Origin of the sequence: Streptomyces sp. NPDC052301, from assembly GCF_044593395.1 — a bacterium.
In the GTDB taxonomy this organism is placed as follows: Bacteria; Actinomycetota; Actinomycetes; order Streptomycetales; family Streptomycetaceae; genus Streptomyces.
The window spans coordinates 81369-101718 of the sequence record NZ_JBIUBE010000005.1; the positions used below are offsets into that span (position 1 = coordinate 81369).

Below are 20350 nucleotides of genomic sequence, written 5' to 3' on the forward strand. Positions count from 1 at the left end.
GCTCTCTTCATTACGACGACGGGCGTTGAAGCGAGATGCTTCCAGCGAATGATTCAGGTTACCGGCGCAGGCTCCCCCACGACCAAATCGGCCCCTGCTTTGAACCCCTGACGACCGTTGTTGACAACGGTTTCCATGTTAGTTGAAAATGACTGTCATGAACGTAAGACGACGCCTCATACCCGCCGCCGCGGTCGCGGCGGCCACCGCCGTCGGGATCGGCACGCTCTCCGCCTGCGGCGGCGACAGGGCGGCGGCCGGCACCGGCAAGTTCGACGTCGTCGCGTCGTTCTACCCGATGCAGTTCCTCGCCGAGCAGATCGGCGGCAGCCACGTCCACGTCACCAGTCTGACCACGCCCGGCCAGGAGCCGCACGACCTGGAGCTCACTCCCCGGCAGATCGGCTCGCTCGAGGACTCCGACGCGGTCCTGTACCTGAAGGGCCTCCAGCCCGCCGTCGACAACGCGGTGGCCCAGTCCCCGGTGAAGACGAAGATCGACGCGGCCTCCCTGACCACGCTGGAGAACCACGGCAACGAGGTCGGCGGCCACGCGGCGGCCCACGACACCCGCACGAGCGAGGAGTCGGCGGGCAAGGACCCGCACCTCTGGCTCGACCCGGTGCGCTACGCCCAGGTCGCCGAGGGCGTCGGCGACGCCTTCGCGAAGGCCGACCCGAAGCACGCGGCCGACTACCGGCAGAACACCGTGAAACTGGTGGGGAAGCTGGACGCCCTGAACTTCGCGTTCCAGCAGAGCCTCGCGCACACGAAGACCAAGGTCTTCATCACCACGCACGCCGCCTTCGGCTACCTCGCCGAGCGCTACGGCCTCACCGAGGAGGCCATCAACGGCCTCGACCCCGACTCCGAACCCAGCGCCGAGCGGATCAAGGACCTGGAGTCGATGGCCGAGGCCGACGGCGTCTCCACCGTCTTCTACGAGACCCTCGTCAGCGACAGCACCGCGAAGACCGTCGCGCACGACACGGGCCTGAAGACGGACGTCCTCGACCCCCTCGAGGGCATCACCGCCAAGTCCCGCGGCACGGACTACTTCTCCGTCCAGCAGGCCAACCTCAAGGCCCTCCGGCAGGCGCTGGGCGCCAAGTGAGCAGCACGGGAGACGAGATGACCAACGAGCCCGTCATAGCCCTGCGCAAGGTCACCGCCGAACTCGGCGCGCGACCGGTGCTGCGCGGCATCGACCTCACCGTCGGCCGGGGCGAGGTCGTCGCGCTGCTCGGCGCGAACGGCTCCGGCAAGTCGACGGCGATCCGCGCGATCATCGGCCAGGTGCCGGTCGGCGGCGGCACGGTCGAGCTGTTCGGCACCCCGCGCCGCGCCTTCCGCGACTGGGCGCGCGTGGGATACGTACCGCAGCGCACCACAGCCGCCGGCGGGGTCCCGGCGACGGTCACCGAGATCGTCTCGGCGGGGCGCCTCTCCCGCACCCGCTTCGGGGTCTTCCGCAGGGCCGACCGGGAGGCCGTGCACCGGGCCCTGGAGCTGGTCGGCATGGCGGACCGCGCCAAGGACTCCGTGAACGCCCTGTCCGGCGGCCAGCACCAGCGCGTGCTCATCGCCCGCGCGCTGGTCGCCGAGCCCGAGCTGCTGATCATGGACGAGCCGATGGCGGGTGTCGACCTGGCCAGCCAGGAGGTGCTGGCGCGGACGCTGAAACAGCAGGTCGAGGCCGGTACGACGGTCCTGCTGGTGCTGCACGAACTGGGCCCGCTGGAGCCCCTGATCGACCGGGCGGTCGTCCTGCGCGACGGCTGCGTCCTGCACGACGGCCCGCCCCCACAGGCCGTCGGCCAGCACGCCTTGCCCGGCCACGACCACGTCCACCCGCACGCACCCGCGGGCACCGAACCGATCCGCACGGGACTGCTGAGCTGATGCACTTCCTCACCTACGAATTCATGCAGCGGTCGCTCCTGGCGGCCGTCCTGGTCGGCATCACCGCGCCCGCCATCGGCATCTACCTGGTCCAGCGCCGCCAGGCCCTGATGGGCGACGGCATCGGCCACGTGGCCATGACCGGCGTCGGCCTCGGCTTCCTCCTCTCCACCTCCCCGGTCTGGACGGCGACCGCCGTCTCCGTCTGCGGCGCGGTCCTGATGGAACTGATCCGCTGGTACGGCAAGACCCGCGGCGACATCGCCCTCGCCATGCTCTTCTACGGCGGCATGGCCGGCGGCGTGATGCTGATCAACCTCGCGCCGGGCGGCTCCAACGCCAACCTGACCTCGTACCTGTTCGGCTCCCTGTCCACGGTCTCGCAGTCCGACGTGACCGCGATCTGCGAGCTCGCGGCCTTCGTGCTGCTGGTCACGCTGGGCCTGCGCCGCCAGCTGTTCGCGGTCAGCCAGGACGAGGAGTTCGCCCGGGTCACCGGCCTGCCGGTGCGCGCGCTGAACCTGCTCACGGCGGTCACGGCGGCCGTCACGGTCACGGTCGCCATGCGCGTGGTCGGCCTGCTGCTGGTGTCCGCGCTGATGGTGGTGCCGGTGGCGGCGGCGCAGCAGCTCAGCCGCAGCTTCACCGCCACCTTCGTGATCGCCGTCGCGATCGGGGTGGCCGTGACCGTCAGCGGCACGATCACGTCGTACTACCAGGACGTCCCGCCCGGCGCGACGATCGTCCTGCTGACCATCGGCGCGTTCGTCGCGCTGACCGCCCTCGCCACCCCGCTGGCCCGCCGACGCGCCCGCGCGGCCACCTCGGCACAGCCCGCCGGGGACCCGGCGGAGTGCTCGATTCCGGCCACGCGGGCCGCCGGGGACGAGGTCGGCGGCCGACCGCCGACAGCCCGGGCTGGCACAATGGCCCGCGGCAGAGGCGAGACGTAAGGAGGCAACCGGTGACGACCGCTGGACCGCCCGTGAAGGGCCGCGCGACCCGACAGCGGGCAGCCGTGGCGGCGGCCCTGGACGAGGTCGACGAGTTCCGCAGCGCGCAGGAACTGCACGACATGCTCAAGCACAAGGGCGACTCGGTCGGGCTCACCACCGTCTACCGCACGCTGCAGTCCCTCGCCGAGGCCGGCGAGGTCGACGTCCTGCGCACCTCCGAGGGCGAGTCCGTCTACCGCCGCTGCAGCACGGGGGAGCACCATCACCATCTGGTGTGCCGTACGTGCGGCAAGGCGGTCGAGGTCGAGGGGCCGGCCGTCGAGAAGTGGGCCGAGGCCATCGCGGCCGAACACGGATATGTGAACGTGGCCCACACGGTGGAGATCTTCGGCACGTGCGCGGACTGCGCCGCGGGTCAGCCGGGTACCGGTATCGGCTAGGCGCGCTTGACGTGGCGGTCCAGGATCGCCCGCAGTCGGTCCACGTCCGCCGGGTCGACCAGTCCCCGCTTGGGGAGCAGGGTCACGCAGCGGGCGTCGCGGTCACCGCTGAAGAGTGCGAACACCTCGCCGGTCTCCCGGTACACCGGCCGGGCGCCCCAGCCCTGGACGACCATGACGTGCTCGGCGCGGATCGTCAGCCCCTCGTCCGTCACCGTCGTACGGCACGGCCCGCTCACATCGGCGGCCTTGGCCAGGCTGCGCGCCTGCAGCCGGGGCAGCACGGCGAGCCCCAAGCCGAAGTAGCACACGAGGATCAGAGGGAACGAGTCCACCCGCCCGGCGGCCAGTCCGGCCGCGGCGATCACCGCGAACGCCACGAGCAGAAGGACCGTCGCCACCCGCGTCAGCCTGCCCGACCTGCTGACCTTCCGGCGCGCCCGCAGCGCCGACGCATAGTCCCGCGCCTGCGACCGGTACACCAGCTCGACCGCCTCCTGGACGGCCTCCCGCCCCATGTCCATGACCATGGGGCGGGATCGTACAGCCGGGTCCGACGAGTCGATCAACCGCGCCCGAAGCACCGCTCCAGCTCGTCCAGGTCGTAGAACGTGCTGCCCTTGGCGATCGGCCGGCAACCGGCCTTGAACGCCGTCTCCTTCTCGTTGTAGAGCATGCGGACCAGGTAGCGGCCGTTCTTCTCGTACACGTCCCACTGGATGTTCGCGCCCAGGGGAGCCACGGAGGCGCCCCGCCAGGGGTTGTCGGCGTAGGTGTACGGCTCCCCCGGCGTCGCCGGCTCCGTGCTGCCCGGCAGGCCCATCAGCGCGGCCAGCGGGATGATCTCCTCGGCGTGCGTGAAGCGCAGCTCGGCGCCCAGGTTGCCGGTGCCGTCCCGCTTGGCCTCGACCTGCCGGAAGAAGTCGTCGAGCAGGACGTCCGCCATCTTGTACGTGATGTCGCTGTCGGAGAACCCGGGGCCCTTCTCGTAGAAGTCCTCGGCGTCGGACAGGTAGCCGAACCAGGCGGCGTCGGAGCGGGAGATGTACCGGTCCATGCCCCAGCCCTTGCCGTCCGGGCTCTCCTCGCTCATCGCCGGGGCGATGCCGTACAGGTTGTAGACGGCCTCGGCGGCACCGACCTGGTCGGTGATCTGCTCGACGAACGGCTCCTCGAACAGCCGGCGCAGCACGCGGCGGGCGGCCTGTCGGGTCCTCGGCCGGTCGGTGATGCCGCTGAGGGTGTCCTTGAGGCGCTGGTCGTTCGCGATGTAGTCCCGGTACGCCGCACCGCCCGCCGCCTTGTGGAAGTACAGCAGGTCCTTGTCGGTGCGGGTCGGCCCGATCAGCGGCTTCAGGGCCGGCTCGGCCGCGGCGAGCGCGCCCGTGTACTCCCCGGCGCTGTCCACGGCCCGCCCCTGCCCGGAGCTGACCACGTCGATCTTCTCGCCCTCGCCGGCGATCCGCGTGAACAGCGAGGGCAGCCGCTGCTGCATCCGCCGGGCCGTGTCCCGCATCTCCTGCCGGCCGCGCCCGCTGAGGTTGCCGTAGCCGACCTCGGCCATGGCGGCGAGCAGCGCCCGCACCTTCGGCCCGAACTCCTCACCCCTCGCGGTGAGCTGCCCCTGCGCGTCCGCCTTGTCCCACAGGGCGAGGATCAGGTCGCCGTCGGCGCTGTCGGTCGCCGAGCGGGAACCGTGCCGCGAGACGTTCTCGGTGAAGACGGGCTCGAAGCCGGCCGGCGGCCGCTGGTAGGTGCGCGCACCCTGTCGGGGCTCGTACGGCGCCTTCGTGCCGTAGCTCTCGCGGTGGGCGGGGGCGTCCGAGGCGTGCGCGGGCAGCGCGGTGAGCAGCAGGGCGCCGAGGGCGAGGACAGGGGTGAGACGTCTCATGAGTCCCGCATCCTCGACGGCCCCGATGAAGAACCGGTGACTACGAGGTGGACTTGCCCTCCATGGCAAGCAGCTCCTCGTTCGGGATCGCCCCGCCGAACCGCCGGTCCCGGGAGGCGAATTCGAGGCAGGCCCGCCACAGGTCACGGCGGTCGAAGTCCGGCCACAGCACGTCCTGAAAGACCATCTCGGCGTACGCGCTCTGCCAGAGCAGGTAGTTGGAGGTGCGCTGCTCCCCGCTGGGCCGCAGGAAGAGGTCCACGTCCGGCATGTCGGGGTAGTACAGGTACTTCTGGAGGGTCTTCTCGCCGACCTTGCCCGGATCCAGCCGCCCCGCCGCCACGTCCTCGGCGAGCGCCTTCGCCGCGTCGGCGATCTCGGCCCGCCCGCCGTAGTTCATGCAGAAGTACAGCGTCAGCAGGTCGTTGTCCTTGGTCTGCTCCTGGGCGATCTGCAGCTCCTTGGCGACCGACTTCCACAGCTTGGGCATGCGCCCCACCCAGCGCACCCGGATCCCGAGTTCGTCGAGCTGGTCGCGGGTCTTGCGGATGAAGTCACGGTTGAAGTTCATCAGGAAGCGGACCTCGTCGGGCGACCGCTTCCAGTTCTCGGTGGAGAAGGCGTACAGGGAGATGTTGCGGACGCCGATCTCGATGGACCCCTGGAGCACGTCCAGCACGCGCTCGGCGCCGACCTTGTGTCCCTCGGTGCGCGGCAGCCCGCGCTCCTTGGCCCAGCGCCCGTTGCCGTCCATGACGATCGCCACATGGCTGGGGACCAGCTCGCCGGGGAGCTTCGGCGGGCGCGCACCGGACGGGTGCGGCTCCGGCGCCCTGTACTCGCGCCGCTGTCGCCCCAGGAACCCACGTACCACCATGTGCTTCTCGTCTCCCTCTTCGTGGGGTGTTACTTCTCGACGTACCTGAGCGAACGCAGCCCGCGCTCCAGGTGCCAGTGCAGATAGGCGGACACCAGCCCGCTGCCTTCCCGGACGTAGCGCGCCTCGCAGGCGTCCGCCGTCTCCCAGTCTCCCGTAAGCAGCGCTCCGAGCAGGACCAGGGTCTGGGGCGAGGGTACGACGCTGCCGGGCACCCGGCAGTCGACGCAGACGGAGCCGCCGGAGGCGACCGAGAAGAAACGGTTCGGACCCGGCATGCCGCACTTCGCGCAGTCGCTGAAGGTGGGGGCGTAGCCGTTGACGGCGAGCGACCGCAGCAGGAAGGCGTCGAGGACGAGATGCGGGGCGTGCTCACCGCGCGCCAGCGTCCGCAGCGCCCCGACGAGCAGCAGGTACTGCTGCACGGCCGGCTCGCCCTCGTGGTCGGTGAACCGCTCGGCGGTCTCCAGCATGGCCGTACCGGCGGTGTAACGGGCGTAGTCGGTGACGATCCCGCCACCGTACGGCGCGATGGTCTCACTCTGGGTGCACAACGGCAGCCCGCGCCCGACCAGCTCGCTCCCGCGCGCGAAGAACTGCACGTCGACGTGGGAGAAGGGCTCCAGCCGGGCCCCGAACTTCGACTTGGTCCGCCGCACCCCTCGGGCCACGGCCCGCACCCGCCCGTGCCCCCGGGTGAGCAACGTGATGATCCTGTCCGCCTCACCCAGCTTCTGGGTGCGCAGCACGATGCCGTCGTCGCGGAACAGACTCATGGCACCCATTCTCGCCCATGCCGGGAGCGGCTAGAGCGTCTCTCCCCGACTGCGGGCGTTCGCGCGCGCGGTCGCCGCGCTCAGCCGCTCGGCGGAGGTGGCGGGCCGCACGGCATCGGGTTCGGCGTCCCACTCCCGGCCCCCTCCGTAGGGTCTCAGCTGGACGTAGGGCCCCTCATGCCCCATGACGATCCCGAGCCGCCCGGTACGAGTGTCCACGACATGGCTGCCGACGGGGTGCTTCACCGCGGTGCCCCCTGCCCCACCGGCGCTTCGGCCCTTCCCGGAGCCGACCGCAATTCCTTCAAGGTTCCGTCTCCTCCGCCTCTCGGGTTCCAGCCACCCCGCTCCCCTCTCTTTCCGACTTTCACTCTTCGTGCATCGGAAGTGACGCTCCGCCTCTACACTCGGCAGGCGTCTGCGCCCTTGAAGTTCGGGGCGGGACAAGGGGGTTGCCCATGGCCCGCGAGGCATGGGCTCCACATCCGAAGGCCGAAACGAACATGTCCGGCCCTGACAGCGCGTGCACGGCGCCTGTCATGGCCGGACAATGATCAGTGCGGGCCGTCACCCGGGGCGGCAACCCCGGGGACGGACGGCCCTGGCGGAGACCCCGGCCCGATTACGGCGGGCCGGGGGATCCGCTTCAGGCTGTCGGGTCAGTGGTCGTCGCCGCGGTCGCCGCGGTCGCCGCGGTCGTCGCGGTCGTCGTGGTCGTCGTGGTGGTCGCGCTCGTGGACCACTCGGAAGCTGGCCAGGCAGACGTTACCCCCCGTGTTCGGCTCGCAGCAGTCGTCGGGGTTCACGTTGTAGGCGGTGCTGTCGCGCTCGACGTGTGCGATGGGAGCCCCGTTGTCGCAGACGGGCCCCTTGAACACGTCGACGGTCCTGTCACTGTCGTTGAAGATGTTCAGGCTGTTGGCGATGCGGCCTGCGGTGCCCACGAGGGCCACGACCACGCACTCCCCCGGGTGGCTGGAGTAGCTCCGCTCGTTGATCTGGATCCGCCCCTCCTCGTGGTGCTCGCGGTGCTCGCGGTGCTCGCGGTTCTCGCGGTGCTCGGGCTGGCGACCCTGGACGGTGCCCCCGGCAATCACGGCGACGCCCTCGTTGCCCTTGCTGGCGCTTCCGGGGTCGGTGGCGACGGGAGCCGTACCGGTGCCGCCGGCGATGACACTGGGTGCCCGGGTGGCGCTGGTGGACGCCGAGGCGTAGGTGATACCGCTTGCGACCAGGGCCGCGGCAGCGGCGATCCCCGCGGTGACAGCGGTGGAGCGGTGGATCTTGAGCATGCGAACTTCTCCTGTCTGATGTCTGGCGAGAGACAGCCGAAACAGTCGGCGTGTGATGAACGTACTAACCACCTGAATACCTGTCATATCGGGCAACTCGACAGACCCCTCCCCTTGAGCCGAACGAGGGACCTCAGGCCGCCTGACGGACCGTCGGGGCGTCGACAACTGGCCCCATTTCAAAGTCAGTTGATAGGCAGTTAGCCTTTCAAGGTGATAATCTGATCTATCGTCACTCGCCGAGCTGAGCGACCGTCAGAGCCGCCGGATTCAGGGCCCCCTTCGAACCGGTCATTGGGCCGACCTCTGGCGGCTCCGCCATTCGCGTGCGCACCCTTGACCGCCCCCACCGCCCCTCCTATGGTCGCGCTGACCCACCGGACGTAGGACGTCGTACCTCCCCTCCCCCACCCACTCACCAGGAGGACCCGTGCGCGACGACGTGACGATCCCCGAGGTGCCGGCGCCGCGACGCCGGTCCTTCCTGACGGGCGCCGCGGCGCTGGGCGTGGGCGCCGCGCTGGCGGGCTGTTCCGCCGGCCCCGAGTCCACCAACGACACCGGGAGCGGGGGCAGCGGCAAGGACCGGACGCTGACCGCCGTGATCGGGTACGGCAACGACGGCAGCTGGGATCCCACGCAGACGGCTTCGGCGTTCAGCATGGCCGCCAACAACCACATCTACGAGGGGCTGCTGGACACCGACCCGATCACCCGGGTGCCGTATCCGGCACTGGCCACCGAGGTCCCGAAGGACGCGAACGCCACCACCTGGCGGTTCACCCTCCGAAGCGGCGCGACCTTCCACGACGGCAAGCCCGTCACCGCCGACGACGTGGTGTTCGTCTTCGACCGGATCCTCGACCCGAAGACCCAGACCCTCGCCAAGGGCTTCTTCGTGAGCTGGTTGAAGGAGGTCAGGAAGGTCGACGCGCGGACCGTCGAGCTGGTGCTGAAGTTCCCCTTCCCGGACGGGCTCGCCCGGCTCACCCTGGCCAAGGTCATGCCGAAGCACGTGTTCTCCGCGCCCGGGGCCTGGGACGACGCGATCAAGGGGCTGGCCGTGGGCTCGGGCCCGTACCGGCAGACCGCGCACCACCCGAAGTCCAACACCACCTTCGAGGCGTTCGCCGCCTACAACGGCCCGCGCAAGCCCGCCTTCAAGCGCATGAACTGGCTGACCATCGTGGACGCCGCTCCACGCGTCGCGAAGATCTCCGGGACCGGCGCAGGCGCGCAGATCGCCGACAACATCCCCTACGCCAACATCCCCCGCCTGGAGCAGGGCGGGATGAAGGTCGCGGGCGGTGCCGGGATGAACAACCTCTTCCTGATGTTCAACACCCGGCACAAGCCGTTCGACGACGTGCGGGTACGGCAGGCCCTGCACTACGCCATCGACACCGAGAAGATGGTGCAGGTCGCCCTGAAGGGGCACGGCAGGCCCGCGTCCTCCTTCCTGAACGAGGGCAATCCGAGCTACCGGCGGGCCAGGACCGTCTACGACTACGACCCCGAGAAGGCGAAGGCCCTGCTGAAGGCGGCCGGCGTCCGGAATCTGAAGGTCGAGATCCTGGCGGTGAACGTGAGCTGGATCGTCGACTGTCTGCCCACCATCAAGTCCTCCTGGGACGCGGCCGGCGTGGAGACGACCCTCGCGCCGCAGGAGACCACGGCCGTGTTCACCAAGATGGACCAGAAACAGGACTACCAGGTCGTCGCCGCGGCCTCGAACCCCAACCAGTTCGGGCTCGACGCCGATTTGATCATGCACTACAACTACGGACCGCAGAACCTCTGGATGAACTACACCGGCTGGGCCGACAACGCGGTCGCCAAGCAGCTCTTCAAGGACATGGACCGGGCCACCCGGGAGCCGGATCCGGCGCGGAAGAAGGTGATGGTCCAGGACTACATCGACGTCGTCGCCGAGCAGGCCGTGCTGTATCCGGTCGTCCACAACGAGCTGATGACGGCGTGGGACCCGCGCAAGCTGACCGGGATAAGGGCACAGCCCTACCCCGGCATCAACCTCCTCCGGGCCCGGTGGGTCTGACGGCATGACCGCCGTCGTACGCATCCTGCTGCGCCGTGTCACGCTGCTGGTGCCGCTGCTGCTCGGGATCGTGCTGTTCGTGTTCCTGGTGATGCGGTTCTCGCACGTCGACCCCGCGTCCGCGTTCTTCCAGGGGGCGAACCCGACCCCGCAGCAGCTGCACGACTTCCGGGCGCGCAACGGGCTGCTCGATCCGCTGCCCGTGCGGTACGTCCGTTTCGTCGGTGATCTCCTCCACGGCGACCTCGGCACCAGCGCCCTGACCCGGGCCCCGGTCGCCGACCAGGTCGGCACGGCCCTGCCGCTCACCCTGCAGCTGACCTTCCTCGGGCTGCTGATCGCCGTCGTCCTCGCACTCGCCGGCGGGGTCACGGCGGCCGTCTACCGGGACCGGCTGCCGGACCAGGTCATCCGGGTGGTGTCGCTGGTCGGTGTCGCCGCGCCCGGGTTCTGGCTGGCGCTGCTGATGATCCAGTACCTGGCGGTGGACCGGGGCTGGTTCCCGACCGGCGGGTACATCAACCCGGCCGACTCGGTCTCCGGCTGGCTGAAGACCATGGCGCTGCCCGCCCTCGCCCTGTCCCTGCCGGTGGCCGCGCAGCTCACCCGGATCGTGCGGACCTCGGTCGTGGAGGAGCTGGACAAGGACTACGTACGGACCGCGATCGGCAGCGGGCTGCCGCCCCGGGTGGTGGTCGGGCGGAACGTGCTCCGCAACGCCCTGGTCAATCCGCTGACCGTGCTCGGGCTGCGGGTCGGCTACCTGCTGGGCGGTGCCGTCGTCATCGAGACGATCTTCTCGCTGCCCGGCATGGGCAAGCTGATGATCGACGCCGTGCAGAACGGCGACCCGGCCGTCGTCCAGGGCGTGGTCCTCACCACCGCCACCGGGTTCGTCGTCGTGAACCTCGCCATCGACATCCTGTATCTGCTGGTCAACCCACGTCTGAGGGCGGCCTGATGATCACGCGCGCGTCTCTCGCCGAGCGGCTCTCGCGGCCCGGCGTCCGGCTGCGCGGCCTGCGCCGGCTGCCGCTGCTGTCGAAGGTCGCCGTCTGTTTCCTGACCGTGGTGGTGCTGGTCGCCGTACTCGCCCCACTGCTCGCCCCCGACGATCCGCTGGACCAGCAGGACCCGGTCGGCGGCACGGGGCATCCGTCGGCCGCGCACTGGATGGGACAGGACAGCCTCGGCCGGGACATCCTCAGCCGGCTGATGTACGGCGCCCGCTGGTCCCTGGCGATCGGGCTGGGCGCGACCGGGCTCGCCCTGGTCGTCGGGGCGCTGCTCGGGGCGCTGGCCGCCACCTCCCGCAAGGCGGTGGACGAGACGCTGATGCGCTGCCTGGACGTGGTGATGGCGTTCCCGGGGATCGCGCTCGCGGCGGTGCTGGTGGCCGTGTTCGGCGGTGGGATCGGGGTGCTGATCTGCGCGATCGCCTTTCTGTTCACGCCGCCGGTGGCGCGGGTGGTGCGGGCGAACGTCCTCGACCAGTACGGGGAGGACTACGTCACGGCGGAACGGGTGATCGGCGCCCGCACGCCGCACATCGTGCTGCGGCACGTGGCCGTCAACTGTGCCGCCCCCGTCCTGGTGTTCTGCACGGTGCAGGTCGCCGAGGCGATCGTGTTCGAGGCGTCGCTGTCCTTCATCGGCGCGGGCGTGCGGCCACCGGACCCGTCCTGGGGCAGTGTCATCGCCGACGGCAAGAACATGGTGCTGACGGGTGGCTGGTGGGCGACCGTCTTCCCCGGGCTGCTGATCCTGCTCACCGTCCTGTCGCTGAACATCCTCTCGGAGGGGGTCTCGGACGCCTGGGCGGCGCCGGCCGCGCGGGAGGTGGAGGCACCCCGGGACCGGCTCCAGACACCGGAGACGGGCAGCGGTGAGGTGCTGCGGCTGCCCGGTCTGACCGAGGCCGCCCGGCGGCTGCGCTCCCGGGCCCGGCCGCTGCCCGGGAGCGGCGGGCAGCCGGTGCTCGCGGTCGAGAACCTCGCCGTCGGCTTCCCGGACCGGCACCGGGGCGTGGACATCGTGGACGGGGTCGGCTTCGAGGTGTACCCCGGGGAGGTGCTGGGGCTGGTGGGCGAGTCGGGGTGCGGGAAGTCGCTGACCGCGCTCACGGTGATGGGGCTGCAGCCGAAGGGGGCCCGGGTCCGCGGCCAGGTCCGCTTCCGGCAGCGAGACCTGCTCGCCGAGCCGACGCGGGCCCGGCGGCGGCTGCTCGGGCACGAGATGGCGATGGTCTACCAGGACGCCCTGTCCTCCCTGAACCCGGCGATGACGATCCGCGCCCAGCTGAAGCAGCTGGTCCGGCGCGGCGGTCGGCGCGGTCCGCGGGAGCTGCTGGAGCTGGTCGGGCTGGACCCCGAGCGCACCCTGCGCAGCTACCCGCACGAGCTGTCCGGCGGTCAGCGGCAGCGCGTCCTGATCGCGATGGCCCTGTCCCGCGACCCGAAGCTGATCGTCGCCGACGAGCCGACGACCGCCCTGGACGTCACCGTGCAGGCCCAGGTCATGGAACTGCTGCTGCGGCTGCGCGAGGAGCTGGGCTTCGCGCTGATCCTGGTCTCGCACGACCTGGCGCTCGTCGCCGACGTCACCGACCGGGTGGCGGTGATGTACGGCGGGCAGATCGTGGAGACCGGGGTGACCGCCGACCTGGTGGCCGCGCCCGCCCACCACTACACGCGCGGCCTGCTCGGCAGCGTGCTGTCGCTGGAGTCGGCCGAGTCGCGGATGACACAGATCAAGGGGGTCGTGCCGGCCCCGGCCGACTTCCCGGCGGGCTGCCGGTTCGCCGACCGCTGTCCGCTGGCCACCGAGGTCTGCCACACCACCGCACCCGTCCTGGCGGGCACGGCCACGCACACCGCCGCCTGCCACCACCCGGCGGTGCATCTGACGGCGGAGAGCGAGGAGGCCCTGCAGTGACCGCTGTCGTCGAGGTACGGGACGCCCATGTGGTCCACCGGGCGCGCAGCGGCGGCCTGTTCCGCCGGGACCGGGTGTACGCGCTGACCGGCGCCGGACTCACCGTGGCGCCCGGTGAGACGGTGGGGGTGGTCGGCGAGTCGGGGTGCGGGAAGTCGACGCTGGCGAAGGTGCTGGTGGGCGTCGAGCGGCCGACGTCCGGGACGGTGTCGTACGCGGGCCGGGACCTGTGGGCGATGCCTGCGGCGGAACGCCGGGCCACGGTGGGCGCGGGCACCGGGATGATCTTCCAGGACCCGTCGACGGCGCTGAACCGGCGGCTGACCGTACGGCGGATCCTGCGCGACCCGCTGGACGTGCACCAGCGCGGGACGAGGGCCGAACGCGAGCAGCGAGTAGCGGAGTTGATGGGTCTGGTGGGGCTGCCCCGCGCCCTGGCGGACGCCCTGCCGGGGCAGCTGTCGGGCGGGCAGCGGCAGCGGGTCGCCATCGCCCGCGCGCTCGCCCTGGACCCGGCCCTGGTCGTCGCCGACGAGCCGACCAGCGCCCTGGACGTGTCGGTCCGCGCGCAGATCCTCAACCTCCTGCTGGACCTGAAGGAACGCCTCGGCCTCGCCCTGGTGTTCGTCTCGCACGACATCCAGACGGTACGGCGGATGAGCGACCGGGTGATCACCATGTACCTGGGCCGGATCGTGGAGGAGACCCCGGCCCACCGGGTCACCGACGCGGCCCGGCACCCGTACACCCGCGCCCTGTTCTCGGCCACGCCCGGACTGCTGGACCCGATCGACCCGATCCCGCTGACCGGGCCGGTGCCCTCGGCGACCCGTCCGCCGAGCGGCTGCCCGTTCCGCACCCGCTGCTGGAAGGCGGATCACCTGTGTGCCGAGGCGATGCCGGGCTTCTCGGCCGCGTCGCAGCCCGGACACCGCTACCGCTGTCACCATCCTGTGGAGGAGGACCAGTCGACCCGCGACCTCGCACGCCAGGAGCCGTGAATGACCTTCCCCGCCCCGCTCACCGGTGTCGTCCCGCCCGTCTGCACGCCGCTCACACCGGAGCGCGAGGTGGACGTGCCCTCGCTGCTCCGGCTGGTCGACCATCTGGTGGCGGGCGGGGTGCACGCCCTGTTCCTGCTCGGGTCGACCTCGGAGGCGGCGTTCCTGACGGACCGGCAGCGGCGGCAGGTGGTGGAGGCGGTGGTCGCCCATGCCGGCGGTCAGCTGCCCGTCCTCGCCGGGGCCATCGACATGACCACCCCGAGGGTCCTGGACCATGTCGCCGCGGTCACCGCCGCCGGTGCGCAGGCCGTCGTCGTCACCGCGCCCTTCTACGCCCGCACCCACCGCTCGGAGATCGTCCACCACTACCGCCGGATCGCGGCCGCCAGCCCGGTCCCCGTCATCGCCTACGACATCCCCGTCGCCGTGCACAGCAAGCTCCCCGCCGACCTGCTGCTGGGACTGGCCGCCGACGGGGTGCTGGCGGGTCTGAAGGACTCCAGCGGGGATCTGGGCGCCTTCCGTGAGGTGGTGGTGGGGGCCCGGGCGCACGCCGGGTTCAGCGTGCTGACCGGCTCCGAGCTGATCGTGGACTCGGCCCTCGCGTTGGGTGCCGACGGGGCGGTGCCGGGCCTCGCCAACGTCGACCCGCACGGCTACGTGCGCCTGTACCGGCTGTGCCGGGCGGGTGACTGGGAGGGCGCGCGGGCCGAGCAGGAGCGGCTGTACGCGCTGTTCGGGATGGTGGGGGCCGGCGACCCGGCCCGGATGGGCGGGAGTTCGTCGGCGCTGGGCGCGTTCAAGGCGGCACTGCATCTGCGCGGGGTCATCGCCTGCGCGGCGACGGCCGAACCGCAGGTGCCGCTGTCGGGCGAGGAGGTCGAGAAGGTCGGCAAGTTCCTCGCGGCGGCGGGGCTGCTCTAGGGCAGGCGCACGCGGCGGAACTCGATCGCGGAGTGGGCGCCGGTCTCGTGGAGGACGCCGACCGTGGTGGGGGCGAGCTGGACCAGGTCGGAGTAGGCGGCCGGCCGGTCCGAGAGGGTGAGCAGCTTGCCGAAGGTGCGGCCGGCGTCCGTGCTGGACCAGATCGCCATGGCCCGGCGGGCCGTGGGGACGGAGGGGGCGGACAGCAGCAGGGGGGCGTGCGGGCCCTGGAGCTGGAGGAGGGCGGCCTGCACCATGGGGACGGCGTTCAGGGAGGGCTGGACGGTGTAGGGGCGCTCCAGGGTCCGGCCGCCGTCGCCGGAGTAGGTGCCGAGGCGGTTGCCCGGGGCGGTGCCGCCCTGATCGCGGGCGCTGAAGTAGACGCGGCCGTCGGAGAGTTGGGCCGCGCTGGTCTCGTTGGTGTTGGTGCGGCCGTCGTAGGTGGCGTCCTCGGAGCCGAGGTGCCAGGTGTGCCCCCCGTCGTCGCTGTAGAGGGCGTGGCCGCCGTAGTAGCGGGGCTCCCGGCCGGTGTCGTGGGAGCCTGCGGGCGGGGCCGCGGAGTGGTCGGCGGGGACGAGCAGACGGCCGGCACGGGGGCCCCGGGTGAGGGCCACCGCGTGGCCGGGGCCGGTCGCGTACCAGCGCCAGCCGGGCCGTTTCACCTGGGCCGTGATCTCCGTGGGGCGCGAGAAGTGGCGGCCGTCGTCCCCGCTGCGCTGCACGTACACCCGGCGGCCCCGGGACGCCGGGACCTCGCCGCGCATGATCTGCGCCTCCGTCACCGTCCCGCTGTTGCCGCAGGTCACGAGGACGACGGCGCCGGTGCCGGGGTCGACCACGGGTGCCGGGTTGCCTCGGGTGTCCCCGCGGCCGGCGGCCACCACGGTCAGCGGGCCCCAGGTGCAGCCGCCGTCGGTGGAGCGGCGCAGCACCACGTCGATGTCACCCGTGTCGGCGGCGCCGTCGCGCCGCCCCTCGGCGAAGGCCAGGACGGTGCCCGTGCCGGTGCGCACCACGGCGGGGATGCGGTAGGTGGCGTAGCCACCCTTCCCGGACACGTACGGCACCGAGGAGACACAGCCGTGCCCGGCATGGGCGGAGCCGGTGTGCGCGGGACCGGCGTGGGCGGCGGGTGGGCGGGGGGCGAAGGAGGCGAGGAGGGCGAGGCTGGTGAGGAGGGCGCGGTTCAGCGGGGTCACGGTGTGATGCTGCCCGGATTCGGCGGGCCGCCGTTACTCCGTAGGGGTCATCACGACGGCGTGCGGGCGGCGGCCAGCAGCCGGGTCACATCGGCCGAGCAGATCGTCAGGGCGGCGCCGACCGTGGTCAGGGCGTCGCGTTCGGCGGGGGTGTAGGGGCCGTCGGCGAGGGCGATGCGGGCCGCCTGGAGGAGCAGGGACTCGCGGCCGACCCGGGCGAGGTGCGGGGCGAGCGGGTCCAGGGCCTCGTGCAGCTCTATGGTCAGGCTGGTGCCGCAGGGCTGTTCGCAGACCCGGCCGGTGTCGGCGGCGAGGGCCTCGACCAGGGCGGCCAGCTGGTCCTCGGTGCAGTCGTCGAAGCCGGCCGCGCGGACCGTCGTGGCGGCCGTCTCCAGCACCGTACGGGACGCGGTGCCGCCCGCGGCGAGCACGGCCAGGGCGACGGTGTGCACGGCGTCGCGGAGCATCCCCGAGAAGCGGCGCGTGGTGGGGTGGTCGAGGACGTCGGTGCCGAAGTGGTGCCGGCAGGCGGCGCACTCCACGACCGGTCCGGTGGCTCCGCGCGGCAGCAGCGGCAGCCCGAGCAGGGTGAGGCGGCGGCGGCCGGTGAGCCGCTGGTAGTTGCGGTCGCCTCCGCAGCCGGGGCAGAAGAACTCGCCGTCTCCCACGGGTGTCCATGCGGTGCGGGTGCCCAGGATGCGCACAGCCCTGGTGGCACGGTCGTCTCGTCCCCGTACTGGCAGCACGTCGCACCTCCGTAACCGCGCGGCAGCATCGCCGCGCTGGCGTGATGTTAGCCACATCCGGAGGCTGAGTCAGTACCTCGTACGAGACCTGTCCGTGACCTGAGGGGCGCGATGGCCGAGAAACGACGGCGCCCCGGCCGCCGTTGCCGGCGGTCGGGGCGTCGAAACTCCCGGTCGGAGGGATCAGCGGCTCGCGCGGTTGACGGCGGAGACGACCGCCTTCAGCGACGCACGCGTCGTGTTCGCGTCGATGCCGATGCCCCACAGGACCTTGCCGTCGATCGCGCACTCGATGTAGGAGGCGGCCTGCGCGGAGGCGCCCTCGCTCATGGTGTGCTCCTGGTAGTCCAGCAGGCGTACGTCCAGGCCGATGGACTGCAGGGCGTCGAAGAAGGCCGAGATCGGACCGTTGCCGGAGCCGGTCAGTACGGTGTCCTCGCCGTCGACGGTGGCCTCGACGGTGAGGGTGTCCACGCCGTCGGTGTCGGTCGTCGACTGGCCGGTCCTGACCTGCACGCGGCCCCACGGGTTCTCCGGGTTCGGCAGGTACTCGTCCTGGAAGACCGCCCAGATCTCCTTCGGCGTGATCTCGCCGCCCTCGGCGTCCGTCTTCGCCTGGATGAGCTTGGAGAACTCGATCTGCATCCGGCGCGGCAGGTCCAGCTTGTGGTCGTTCTTCAGGACGTAGGAGATACCGCCCTTGCCGGACTGCGAGTTGACGCGGATGACGGCCTCGTAGGAGCGGCCGACGTCCTTGGGGTCGATCGGCAGGTACGGCACCGCCCACTCGATGTCGTCGACGGTGACGCCCTTGGCCCTGGCGTCGGCCTCCATGGCGTCGAAGCCCTTCTTGATGGCGTCCTGGTGGGAGCCGGAGAAGGACGTGTAGACCAGGTCGCCCACGTACGGGTGGCGCGGGTGGACCTCCATCTGGTTGCAGTACTCCCACGTACGACGGATCTCGTCGATGTCGGAGAAGTCGATCTGCGGGTCGACGCCCTGCGAGAACAGGTTCATGCCCAGGGTGACCAGGTCGACGTTGCCGGTGCGCTCGCCCTGCCCGAACAGGCAGCCCTCGACGCGGTCGGCGCCGGCCATGACCGCCAGCTCCGCCGCCGCCACGGCCGTGCCGCGGTCGTTGTGGGGGTGGACGGACAGGCAGACGTACTCGCGGCGGGAGAGGTTGCGGTGCATCCACTCGAAGCGGTCCGCGTGCGTGGACGGGGTCGAGCGCTCCACGGTGGCGGGCAGGTTGAGGATGATCTCGCGGCCCGGCCCCGGCTGGTAGACGTCCATGACCGCCTCGCAGACCTCCAGCGCGAAGTCCAGCTCGGTGTCGGTGAAGATCTCCGGGCTGTACTGGTAGCCGAACTCGGTCTCGGGGCCCAGCAGTTTCTCGGCGTACTCCATCACCAGGCGGGTGCCGTCGACGGCGATCTGCTTGATGTCGTCCTTGGAGCCGCGGAAGACGACCCGGCGGAAGACCGGGGCGGTGGCGTTGTACAGGTGGACGGTGGCCCGGCGGGCGCCCTTCAGGGACTCCACGGTCCGCTCGATCAGGTCCTCGCGGGCCTGGGTGAGGACGGAGATCGTCACGTCCTCGGGGATCGCGCCCTCTTCCTCGATGATGGAGCGCACGAAGTCGAAGTCGGTCTGGCCGGAGGCGGGGAAGCCGACCTCGATCTCCTTGTAGCCCATCTTCACCAGCTGGTCGAACATCCGGCGCTTGCGCTCGGGCGACATCGGGTCGATCAGGGCCTGGTTGCCGTCACGCAGGTCGGTGGAGAGCCAGCGGGGCGCTGCGGTGATCCGCTTCTCCGGCCAGGTGCGGTCCGGGATGTCCACCTGCTCGTAGCGGCCGTACTTGTGGGTCGGCATGGGGCTGGGCTGCTGGCGGTTCGCCATGGTGCGGGGGCTCCTTGAGGGTGTCCGGATGTCCGACTGGACGGCCGACGACGCAACGCCAAGCTCCGCGGGGAGGGAGTCGGCCTCGACTACAGGCCCTCGCCGCGGCAGCTAAGAAGAAGCAGCCCGAAACGCATGATGCTTCGCAGCCTAGCCGAGCCGCCTTGGACGCGGGGACGCGTTCCAGTATGCGGGACCGCCCGAATAAAAGGGATAAAAAGTGCGCCGTCCCACATTGCCACCACGTGACACCACGCCGCCGTAGCACATCGTCACGGAGCGTCGCGGCCCCTGTCCCGGTATTTCACCAATCATGGTGGCAGGTAGTGACACTTAGGTCACGCAGTGCAAGGGTGCCGGGCATGACGACCAACGGGGGCTCCGAGCCCGTCTTCTGCACCATCGTGCCGCCGCACGTCCTCGACCAGCTCGCCCGCAACGAGGACCCTGCTCTCTCCACCCCGGCCCGCCGGTCCCTGGAGCACGACGCCTTCCAGCGCACCAAGCGCCGCCTGACCACGGTGATCGGCGCGCCCGCCGTCGCCGTCCCTGTCGGCGCCGGCACCGACCGGCCGCACCGCACCATCTACGACGCACGCCACACCCAGGACCTGCCCGGCACGAAGGTCCGCGAGGAGGGCTCCGACCCCGGCTCCGACGCCACCGTCAACCGCGCCTACGCGGGCCTCGGCGCCACCTTCGAGCTGTACCTGAAGGCGTACGGCCGGCACTCCATCGACGACAACGGGCTGCCGCTGGACGCCACCGTGCACTTCGGGGAGTCGTACGACAACGCCTTCTGGAACGGCGAGCAGATGGTGTTCGGCGACGGCGACAACGAGATCTTCCTCGACTTCACGATCCCGGTCGACGTCATCGGCCACGAGCTGACCCACGGCGTCACCCAGCACACCGCCAACCTGGCCTACTTCGGTCAGTCCGGCGCGCTCAACGAGTCGCTGTCCGATGTCTTCGGCTCGCTGATCAAGCAGTACTCGCTCGGCCAGACCGCCGCCGAGGCCGACTGGCTGATCGGCGCCGGGCTGCTCGCCCCGCACGTCCACGGCACCGCGCTGCGCTCCATGAAGGCACCGGGCACGGCCTACGACGACCCGCGGCTCGGCAAGGACCCGCAGCCGGCGACCATGGAGCACTACGTCCGCACGGGCCGCGACAACGGCGGTGTGCACATCAACTCCGGCATCCCGAACCACGCCTTCTACCTGGTCGCGAACGCCCTCGGCGGCTACGCCTGGGAGAAGGCGGGACAGGTCTGGTACGACGTGCTGACCGGCGGCGACCTGAAGGAGGACGCGCTGTTCGCCGAGTTCGCCACGCTGACGGTGAAGGCGGCCCGGGAGCGGTACGGGGCCGGGGACGAGCTGCAGGCCGTGCAGAAGGCCTGGGAGCAGGTCGGGGTGCGGACGCTGTAGTTCCGTACTAGACAG

The 20350-nt window shown here is 71.2% G+C and carries 19 protein-coding genes; 10 read left to right on the forward strand and 9 right to left on the reverse strand.

The window, feature by feature from the left end:
* Positions 1 to 157: 157 nt before the first annotated feature.
* From ACIHEJ_RS14825 to ACIHEJ_RS14840, 4 genes are read left to right on the forward strand one after another with little or no spacing between them, the layout of a single operon-like run.
* Positions 158 to 1114, forward strand: coding sequence for a metal ABC transporter substrate-binding protein (locus ACIHEJ_RS14825; protein WP_400135216.1), 957 nt, complete (start codon positions 158 to 160; stop codon positions 1112 to 1114).
* A 17-nt stretch (positions 1115 to 1131) separates the two neighbouring features.
* Positions 1132 to 1902: a metal ABC transporter ATP-binding protein gene (locus tag ACIHEJ_RS14830; RefSeq protein ID WP_400135217.1), complete on the forward strand. Its 771-nt coding sequence runs from the start codon at positions 1132 to 1134 to the stop codon at positions 1900 to 1902.
* On the forward strand, positions 1902 to 2855 hold the full coding sequence (locus tag ACIHEJ_RS14835) for a metal ABC transporter permease (protein ID WP_400135218.1): 954 nt from the start codon (positions 1902 to 1904) through the stop codon (positions 2853 to 2855). Before ACIHEJ_RS14830 ends, ACIHEJ_RS14835 begins: the two co-directional genes overlap by 1 nt.
* Before the next feature lie 11 nt (positions 2856 to 2866).
* Positions 2867 to 3298: a Fur family transcriptional regulator gene (locus ACIHEJ_RS14840; RefSeq protein WP_400135219.1), complete on the forward strand. Its 432-nt coding sequence runs from the start codon at positions 2867 to 2869 to the stop codon at positions 3296 to 3298.
* Here the strand turns inward: ACIHEJ_RS14840 and ACIHEJ_RS14845 are convergent.
* From ACIHEJ_RS14845 to ACIHEJ_RS14870, 6 genes are all read right to left on the reverse strand, one after another.
* Complete coding sequence (locus tag ACIHEJ_RS14845; RefSeq protein WP_400135220.1) at positions 3295 to 3828, reverse strand: YcxB family protein; 534 nt, start codon at positions 3826 to 3828, stop codon at positions 3295 to 3297. The two genes, ACIHEJ_RS14840 and ACIHEJ_RS14845, sit on opposite strands and share 4 nt — an antisense overlap.
* A gap of 35 nt (positions 3829 to 3863) precedes the next feature.
* The gene (locus ACIHEJ_RS14850) at positions 3864 to 5189 is read right to left on the reverse strand and encodes a histidine-type phosphatase (RefSeq protein ID WP_400135221.1); all 1326 of its coding nucleotides are present in this window, start codon (positions 5187 to 5189) and stop codon (positions 3864 to 3866) included.
* A gap of 40 nt (positions 5190 to 5229) precedes the next feature.
* Positions 5230 to 6066: an isoprenyl transferase gene (locus ACIHEJ_RS14855; protein WP_400135222.1), complete on the reverse strand. Its 837-nt coding sequence runs from the start codon at positions 6064 to 6066 to the stop codon at positions 5230 to 5232.
* A gap of 29 nt (positions 6067 to 6095) precedes the next feature.
* Positions 6096 to 6842, reverse strand: coding sequence for a DNA repair protein RecO (gene recO, locus ACIHEJ_RS14860; protein WP_366011480.1), 747 nt, complete (start codon positions 6840 to 6842; stop codon positions 6096 to 6098).
* Positions 6843 to 6872: 30 nt separating this feature from the next.
* A complete protein-coding gene (locus ACIHEJ_RS14865) occupies positions 6873 to 7088 on the reverse strand; it encodes a hypothetical protein (protein WP_400135223.1) in 216 nt (71 codons plus the stop codon).
* A 413-nt stretch (positions 7089 to 7501) separates the two neighbouring features.
* Positions 7502 to 8134: a hypothetical protein gene (locus ACIHEJ_RS14870; RefSeq protein ID WP_400135224.1), complete on the reverse strand. Its 633-nt coding sequence runs from the start codon at positions 8132 to 8134 to the stop codon at positions 7502 to 7504.
* Positions 8135 to 8564: 430 nt separating this feature from the next.
* Here ACIHEJ_RS14870 and ACIHEJ_RS14875 point away from each other — a divergent pair, with 430 nt between their 5' ends.
* The 5 genes from ACIHEJ_RS14875 to ACIHEJ_RS14895 are packed head-to-tail and all read left to right on the forward strand — an operon-like array spanning position 8565 to position 15052.
* A complete protein-coding gene (locus ACIHEJ_RS14875) occupies positions 8565 to 10190 on the forward strand; it encodes an ABC transporter substrate-binding protein (RefSeq protein WP_400135225.1) in 1626 nt (541 codons plus the stop codon).
* A 4-nt stretch (positions 10191 to 10194) separates the two neighbouring features.
* On the forward strand, positions 10195 to 11151 hold the full coding sequence (locus ACIHEJ_RS14880) for an ABC transporter permease (protein WP_400135226.1): 957 nt from the start codon (positions 10195 to 10197) through the stop codon (positions 11149 to 11151).
* On the forward strand, positions 11151 to 13124 hold the full coding sequence (locus ACIHEJ_RS14885) for a dipeptide/oligopeptide/nickel ABC transporter permease/ATP-binding protein (RefSeq protein WP_400135227.1): 1974 nt from the start codon (positions 11151 to 11153) through the stop codon (positions 13122 to 13124). Before ACIHEJ_RS14880 ends, ACIHEJ_RS14885 begins: the two co-directional genes overlap by 1 nt.
* On the forward strand, positions 13121 to 14125 hold the full coding sequence (locus tag ACIHEJ_RS14890; protein WP_400135228.1) for an oligopeptide/dipeptide ABC transporter ATP-binding protein: 1005 nt from the start codon (positions 13121 to 13123) through the stop codon (positions 14123 to 14125). Before ACIHEJ_RS14885 ends, ACIHEJ_RS14890 begins: the two co-directional genes overlap by 4 nt.
* Complete coding sequence (locus ACIHEJ_RS14895; protein ID WP_400135229.1) at positions 14126 to 15052, forward strand: dihydrodipicolinate synthase family protein; 927 nt, start codon at positions 14126 to 14128, stop codon at positions 15050 to 15052.
* On the opposite strand, the gene ACIHEJ_RS14900 is transcribed toward ACIHEJ_RS14895, so the two are convergent.
* The 3 genes from ACIHEJ_RS14900 to leuA form a co-directional block, all read right to left on the reverse strand.
* Positions 15049 to 16251 carry an exo-alpha-sialidase gene (locus tag ACIHEJ_RS14900; protein WP_400135230.1) on the reverse strand — a complete coding sequence of 401 codons (1203 nt, stop codon included), beginning with the start codon at positions 16249 to 16251 and terminating at the stop codon, positions 15049 to 15051. The genes ACIHEJ_RS14895 and ACIHEJ_RS14900 overlap by 4 nt on opposite strands.
* A gap of 50 nt (positions 16252 to 16301) precedes the next feature.
* Entirely contained in the window at positions 16302 to 16997 is a 696-nt protein-coding gene (locus ACIHEJ_RS14905; protein WP_400135231.1) for a TerB family tellurite resistance protein, read from the reverse strand.
* Between the two features lie 183 nt (positions 16998 to 17180).
* Entirely contained in the window at positions 17181 to 18902 is a 1722-nt protein-coding gene (leuA, locus tag ACIHEJ_RS14910) for a 2-isopropylmalate synthase (RefSeq protein ID WP_400135232.1), read from the reverse strand.
* A 362-nt stretch (positions 18903 to 19264) separates the two neighbouring features.
* Here leuA and ACIHEJ_RS14915 point away from each other — a divergent pair, with 362 nt between their 5' ends.
* Positions 19265 to 20335 (forward strand): M4 family metallopeptidase, encoded by a 1071-nt coding sequence (locus ACIHEJ_RS14915; RefSeq protein ID WP_400135233.1) that lies wholly within the window; start codon positions 19265 to 19267, stop codon positions 20333 to 20335.
* The last annotated feature ends 15 nt before the right edge of the window (positions 20336 to 20350 follow it).

Bases quoted from the DNA above. Each gene is read 5' to 3' on its own strand.
- ACIHEJ_RS14825 (WP_400135216.1), top strand. From the start codon at position 158: ATGAACGTAAGACGACGCCTCATACCCGCCGCCGCGGTCGCGGCGGCC.
- ACIHEJ_RS14830 (WP_400135217.1), top strand. From the start codon at position 1,132: ATGACCAACGAGCCCGTCATAGCCCTGCGCAAGGTCACCGCCGAACTC.
- ACIHEJ_RS14835 (WP_400135218.1), top strand. From the start codon at position 1,902: ATGCACTTCCTCACCTACGAATTCATGCAGCGGTCGCTCCTGGCGGCC.
- ACIHEJ_RS14845 (WP_400135220.1), bottom strand. From the start codon at position 3,828: ATGGTCATGGACATGGGGCGGGAGGCCGTCCAGGAGGCGGTCGAGCTG.
- ACIHEJ_RS14850 (WP_400135221.1), bottom strand. From the start codon at position 5,189: ATGAGACGTCTCACCCCTGTCCTCGCCCTCGGCGCCCTGCTGCTCACC.
- ACIHEJ_RS14855 (WP_400135222.1), bottom strand. From the start codon at position 6,066: ATGGTGGTACGTGGGTTCCTGGGGCGACAGCGGCGCGAGTACAGGGCG.
- recO (WP_366011480.1), bottom strand. From the start codon at position 6,842: ATGAGTCTGTTCCGCGACGACGGCATCGTGCTGCGCACCCAGAAGCTG.
- ACIHEJ_RS14870 (WP_400135224.1), bottom strand. From the start codon at position 8,134: ATGCTCAAGATCCACCGCTCCACCGCTGTCACCGCGGGGATCGCCGCT.
- ACIHEJ_RS14880 (WP_400135226.1), top strand. From the start codon at position 10,195: ATGACCGCCGTCGTACGCATCCTGCTGCGCCGTGTCACGCTGCTGGTG.
- ACIHEJ_RS14885 (WP_400135227.1), top strand. From the start codon at position 11,151: ATGATCACGCGCGCGTCTCTCGCCGAGCGGCTCTCGCGGCCCGGCGTC.
- ACIHEJ_RS14895 (WP_400135229.1), top strand. From the start codon at position 14,126: ATGACCTTCCCCGCCCCGCTCACCGGTGTCGTCCCGCCCGTCTGCACG.
- leuA (WP_400135232.1), bottom strand. From the start codon at position 18,902: ATGGCGAACCGCCAGCAGCCCAGCCCCATGCCGACCCACAAGTACGGC.
- ACIHEJ_RS14915 (WP_400135233.1), top strand. From the start codon at position 19,265: ATGACGACCAACGGGGGCTCCGAGCCCGTCTTCTGCACCATCGTGCCG.